Below are 5,390 nucleotides of genomic sequence, written 5' to 3'. Positions count from 1 at the left end.
TCCCCCCCGAAGCGGGGCGCAGGGCTTCCCCCCTCCCCCCCTCTCCCCCCCCCCCCCCCCCCCCCCCCCCCCCCCCCCCCGGACCCGACCCGCCGGACCGGACCGGCCCCGCCATCTCAGGCCACTCCCCCGATCCACCGCCACACCGATCCACCACTCCACCGCCGCACCGATCCACCGCTCGTCATTTAGCAACCGCCCGCCCTTCCCGAACCAGGAATCCCCGTGACGTCCTCCGAGCCCTCCGGTCTACTGGGTCTGCTGGCCGACTTCAGCCTGATCCTGAGCGTGTTCTTCCCGCTCTACCTCCTGGGGCTGGTCCTGCCCCTCCTCCTGCGTCGGAAGCGGCGCAAGGGACGGGCGAGCGACTATCAGTGGCATCTGTTCGTGCCGTGTCGCGACGAGGAAGCCGTCATCGGGGACACGATCACCTACCTGCGCGTCTCCTGCCCCGAGGCGCACATCTGGGTCATCGACGACGACTCCGAGGACCGCACCGGCGACATCGTCCGCCAGGCCGCGGCGGTCGACGCTGGGGTTCACCTGGTCCAGCGGCGGCGTCCGAACGCCCGCCTGGGCAAGGGCGAGGCGCTCAACGCCGCCTACGACACGCTCAGCTCGCTGCTCCCGCCGGCCGTCGACCGCGACCGTGTGATCGTCGGTGTGTTCGACGCCGACGGCCGGCCCGCGCCACGCTGCCTCGACCACGTCGCCGCCCGTCGCTTCTTCGGACGCCGGGAGATCGGCGGTGTCCAGATCGAGGTGCGGATGATGAACCGCGACGAACAGCGGCCCGCCCGCGGTAAGGGCGCTCTGCGTAACCTCTACAGCCGGCTCCTCATCCGCATGCAGGACCTGGAGTTCCGCGCGCCCGTGGCCGCGCTCCAGCACGCGCGCAAGACCTCGCGCACCGTCTGCCTCGGTGGCAACGGCCAGTTCGTCCGCATGTCCGCCCTCGACGACCTCAACGCCGAACGCGGCCGGCCTTGGACCGGCCGCCTCCTGGAGGACTTCGAGCTCGGCATCCATCTGATGCTCGCCGGCTGGATCAACGCCTTCTGCGCCGACACCTACGTGGAGCAGGAAGCGCTCTTCGACACCAAGCGCTTCCTCACTCAGCGCACCCGCTGGGCGCAGGGCGTCATGCAGTGCTTCGGCTACATCCCCGCGATCTGGCGGAACAACAAGATCCCCAACGTCGGCTTCCTGGAGCTCGCCTTCTTCCTCAGCCAGCCCTGGCTCCAGCTCCTCGGCGCCCTCCTCTACCCGATCCCGATGATCGCCCTCGGCCTTTCCTACCTCCGCCACCCCGAGGCCGCCGTCACCTACCTCAGCGACGGCGGCTGGCGCGGCATCGCTCTCTACGTGGCGATGGCCCTCGGACAGTTCGTCATCTGGGGCCCCCTCTACCGACGCAAATGCGAACCCGACGCCGGCTTCTGGCGCTCCCTGGGCTGGGGACTGGCCTACCCCCTCTACCTCCTCTTCCTGTACGTCGTCTCCTGGCGCGCGGTAGGCCGCATGATCAGCGGTCGCAACGGCTGGGCCAAGACCCGCCGCAACGCCGAAGCCCCCACCAGAGGCCCTGTGGCCAAGGAAGCCTGAGGAGCCAGGGAAGCCTGCCGGACAAGGACTGGGCGGTGTACCGGGAAAATCCGGAGGGAGCGGACGGCCGCGCGCTGCTACCGTCGGGCGCCATGAGCTGGCTCCCTGACGACTTCGTCCATCCCGTCCTCGTACCGCTGCCCGGCGGCGGTCATCACCTGCGGCCGATCCGGGAGGCGGACGCCCCACTCGACTATCCGGCTGTGATGGGTTCGCGCGAGCGGCTGTGGACCATCTACGGCCCGGCCTGGGGCTGGCCCGCGGCCACCATGACCTATGAGGCCGACCAGGCCGACCTGCTGCGGCACGAGAAGGAGATCGCCGCACACCAGTCGTTCAACTACGCGCTGTTCGACACGGCGGAGACCGCTCTGCTCGGCTGCGTCTACATCGACCCACCGGAGAGGGCCGGCGCGGACGGCGAGATCTCCTGGTGGGTGGTGGACGAGCTGGTGGACAGCAAGGTCGAGCAGGCCCTCGACGAGCTGGTGCCGCGGTGGATCGCCGCCGACTGGCCGTTCGAGCAGCCACGGTTCCTGGGCCGCGAGATCTCCTGGTCGGACTGGCTCGCCCTGCCGGAGCACCCCGACGCGTAAGGGGTCGTCTCACGTACTGATCGGGTGGGCTCATGTGCTCCTGGTCGTGGCGTCGTCCACCAGGTGACGCAAGGGCGCTGCCGCGGGTGCTGCGAGGTCGGTGGCGGTGTCCAGGGCGCGGAGGGCGGCTTGGCGGTTTCGGCTGATGAGGGCTTCGACCTGGGCACGGGCTCCGGTCGTGAGGAGGATGGAGCGGATGTGGGCGGCGTCGGTCTCGGTGAGATACGGGTCGCCGAGCATCTGGTGCAGTGTGCGCGCCTGGTGTGGGGCGGCGGCGCGCAGTGCGAAGGCGACGAGGGTCGTGTGTTTGCCCTCTCGTAGGTCCTCGAGCTGGGATTTTCCCGTTGCCTCCGGGTCGCCGAATACGCCGAGGAGGTCGTCACGTAGTTGGAAGGCCTCGCCCAAGGGGATGGCGAAGGCAGTCAGGGTCTTGGCGAGGGCGGCGGAGCCGCCGGCCAGCGCGGCGCCGATGTGGAGTGGGCGCTCGATCGTGTACTTGGCGGTCTTGTAGCGGGCGATCGTCCGGGCCCGGTGGAGGTCTGTGGAGGGGTGTCCGGTCGAGGCGAGGTCGAGGTACTGCCCGTGGACGACCTCGGTGCGCATGGTGTGGACCAGAGGTAGGACGTGGTCGAGCTGGGTGGCGGTGAGGCCGGCGGTGTGGGTGAGTTCGTCGGACCAGCACAGGGCGAGGTCGCCGACGAGGATGGCTGCCCCTGTTCCGAAGCGCTGGGCCGTCGCCGTACCGCGACCAGGGGTGTGCTGGTCGGCCAGGTCCCGGTGCACGGTGGGCTGGCCTCGGCGGGTGGTGCTGTCGTCCATGACGTCGTCGTGGATCAGGCAGAAGGCGTGGAACATCTCCAGCGCCGCCGCCATCCGCAGCACGGTCTCCGGTGGCGTGCCGCATCCCGCAGCTGCGTGCCATCCCAGGACGCAGAGCAGCGGGCGCAGGCGCTTGCCACCCGCGGCGAGGAACCGGGCCAACGAGGCCACGAGCTGGGGAGGCATGGCGAGTTCTGCGGTCTGCAGGCGCTTTTCACGCAGGAAGTCGGCCAGGACCGACTCGATGCGAGCCATCGATGCGGGCAGGTCGAGTGAATCGGCCGGAGTGGGTTCGAGCGGCACGGGAGTTCGCCTCCGACCGTCGGTTTGCGCGCGGGGTCCAGCGGAGCGCCGGGGTAGCGCTGCGGCCCTGGTGCCGGCCAGGGCCGCAGGGGCGTACGGGTCTCGTAGCGGCTACCTAGGCCTGCCCAGGGCAGCATGGGTCGCCGTTCCCGGGCGTCTCGGCCGCTTGATCGTGGTCGGATTTCAGATGAATGAGATGACCAGGGCGGGGACGGTGAGGGTCTGCAGGCCCGTCACGGCGCAGTCGAGGTTCGGGATCGGCGTCGGGACGACGGCTGCGGCCTTGTCGCCGGCGAGGGGGCCGGTCTTGAGGTCGATGCCGATGCCGAGTGGGGGTTGGGCGGGGTCGGTGCTGAGCTGGGCGTCGAGGTCGGAGGTCTGTCCCGTGTTCCAGGTGACCTGCCCGGACACGGGGATCTTGAGGATGAGGCTGCAGGGGTTGAGGCCGGGGGCGGCACTGACGGTGCCGGTGGCGTCGATGGTGGCGCGGGTGAGCTGGCTGTGGCCGGTTAAGGAGACGCAACCGGTGAGGTTGGCGTAGCCATGGACGGTGGATGTGGAGCCGGCCTGGAGAGCTGGGCTGAAGGTGAGGTAGGAGGCGTTGAGGGTGCAGGTCAGGTCGCCGACGGCGGCGTTCGCGGCGGGCGCTGGGCCTGTGACGACCAAGGCCAGGCCGAGGAGCCAGGTGGTGAGGAGGGCGGTGAGGCGGGTGCGCATCGCTGATCCTTCCAGTGCGAGGAGAGGATGAGGAGAGGAGAGGGTGAGGAGAGGAGAGCTGGTGCAGGTCAGGTGACGCGAGTCGGGAGCTCGTCCGGGAGCTAGTCCGGGAGCTCGTTCGGGAGTCCGTCACAGAACCACGTCGCGATCGACCAGGGCTCGGACCACGGTTGGTGTCCGGCGGCGGTGGGACCTGCCTGTGGGATGGGGCCGTCGTCGACGGTCCAGGAGCCGCGGCCGTAGCGCGGTACGGCCACGCCCCAGTCGAGGTTGGCCCGTACGACCCGGCCCAAGCCGCTCAGGTAGCCGGCGGTGGGCGGACGGCAGGAGGGAGTGACGCGCTCGCGCAGGGTCAGGAACCTGGCGAGGATCCGGTTGCGGAGCGTCAGGGCGTCCTCGATCGCGTCGTGCCGGCCGTAACCGTGCTGGGCGATCAGGACGTTGACGATGTTCTGGGAGGTTTCGTCGCGAGCGATGTCCTTGGCGTGGGAGTGCAGGTCGGTGTCGAGGGAGGCCACCATGCGTGCCATCTCCGTAAGCGCGCGCACGGTGGGTGGTCGTGTTCGTGTGGAGGAACCTCGGGGCCTTCGGTGACCTCCATCAGGGCGGTGACCGGTTCCCCGCCCGCGGAGTTGACGCGCATCGCCAGGTAATCGCCCAGGTTCGGCATGACCGCGCGGCTGCGGTTGCCGATCTGCCACAGGACACCCGACAGCCAGGCCCGGTGCGCCTGCACCCAACGCCGGTGCTGCACGGGCGTGGCCAGGTCGGCCAGGCGTACGGAGATGTCGTCGAGCGCACGCAGTACCGGCAGGGCGTTCCGGGGCGGGTGGCCGGGTGTTTCGAGCATGCGGAGCAGGCGTCCGGCCATCTCGGCGAAGCCCGCGGTGTCCACGGCCCAGGGCAAGGTGTCGCAGTACAGGTCGTCGAACGCGAACCCCCAGTAACTGATCGTTTCAGAATGAGGTTCTGAGTCGTCTCAGGCAGATGATGCTGCAGGCGAGTTGCAGCAGTCCTTGGTGAAGGTCGGCGCGTATCTCGTAGCGGATGCGCAGGCGTTTGAACTGGTGGAGCCAGGCGAAGGTCCGCTCGACGACCCAGCGGGTCTTGCCCAGGCCAGAGCCGTGGGTGACGCCGCGACGGGCGATGAGCGGCTTGATCCCACGCTTCCACAGCAGGCGGCGGTACTTGTCGAAGTCGTAGCCCCGGTCGGCGAACAGCCTGCGTGGCCGTGGGGGGGGGGGGGGGGGGGGGGCGCGGGAGGGGGGGGGGGGGGGGGGGGGAGGGGGGGGGGGGTGGGGGGGGGGGGGGGGGGGTTCGGGGGGGGGGGGGGGGGGGGGGGGGGTGTTG

4 protein-coding genes and 2 pseudogenes are annotated in these 5,390 nt (G+C 70.2%); 2 read left to right on the top strand and 4 right to left on the bottom strand.

Annotated features, from left to right (window positions below; all coding sequences use genetic code 11):
• Positions 1–225 precede the first annotated feature (225 nt).
• Positions 226–1,605 carry a glycosyltransferase gene (locus ACZ7G1_RS38800; protein ID WP_470880233.1) on the top strand — a complete coding sequence of 460 codons (1,380 nt, stop codon included), beginning with the start codon at positions 226–228 and terminating at the stop codon, positions 1,603–1,605.
• Positions 1,606–1,697: 92 nt separating this feature from the next.
• Positions 1,698–2,201 carry a GNAT family N-acetyltransferase gene (locus tag ACZ7G1_RS38795; RefSeq protein WP_470880232.1) on the top strand — a complete coding sequence of 168 codons (504 nt, stop codon included), beginning with the start codon at positions 1,698–1,700 and terminating at the stop codon, positions 2,199–2,201.
• 30 nt (positions 2,202–2,231) lie between these two features.
• On the opposite strand, the gene ACZ7G1_RS38790 is transcribed toward ACZ7G1_RS38795, so the two are convergent.
• The 4 genes and pseudogenes from ACZ7G1_RS38790 to ACZ7G1_RS38775 form a co-directional block, all read right to left on the bottom strand.
• On the bottom strand, positions 2,232–3,323 hold the full coding sequence (locus ACZ7G1_RS38790) for a polyprenyl synthetase family protein (protein WP_470880230.1): 1,092 nt from the start codon (positions 3,321–3,323) through the stop codon (positions 2,232–2,234).
• Between the two features lie 183 nt (positions 3,324–3,506).
• Positions 3,507–4,040: a hypothetical protein gene (locus tag ACZ7G1_RS38785; protein ID WP_470880228.1), complete on the bottom strand. Its 534-nt coding sequence runs from the start codon at positions 4,038–4,040 to the stop codon at positions 3,507–3,509.
• A 101-nt stretch (positions 4,041–4,141) separates the two neighbouring features.
• Positions 4,142–4,935, bottom strand: a pseudogene (locus ACZ7G1_RS38780) (terpene synthase family protein).
• Between the two features lie 61 nt (positions 4,936–4,996).
• Positions 4,997–5,281, bottom strand: a pseudogene (locus ACZ7G1_RS38775) (transposase); the annotation flags it as partial.
• Between the last annotated feature and the right edge of the window lie 109 nt (positions 5,282–5,390).

This window comes from Streptomyces sp. NPDC037273 (assembly GCF_055603625.1).
Note: the sequence above shows the minus strand (reverse complement) of the source record. Positions and strands in the feature narration are given on the sequence as shown.

What these genes read in the sequence shown, in the direction of transcription:
- ACZ7G1_RS38795 (WP_470880232.1), top strand. Translation starts at nt 1,698, where the DNA reads ATGAGCTGGCTCCCTGACGACTTCGTCCATCCCGTCCTCGTACCGCTG.
- ACZ7G1_RS38785 (WP_470880228.1), bottom strand. Translation starts at nt 4,040, where the DNA reads ATGCGCACCCGCCTCACCGCCCTCCTCACCACCTGGCTCCTCGGCCTG.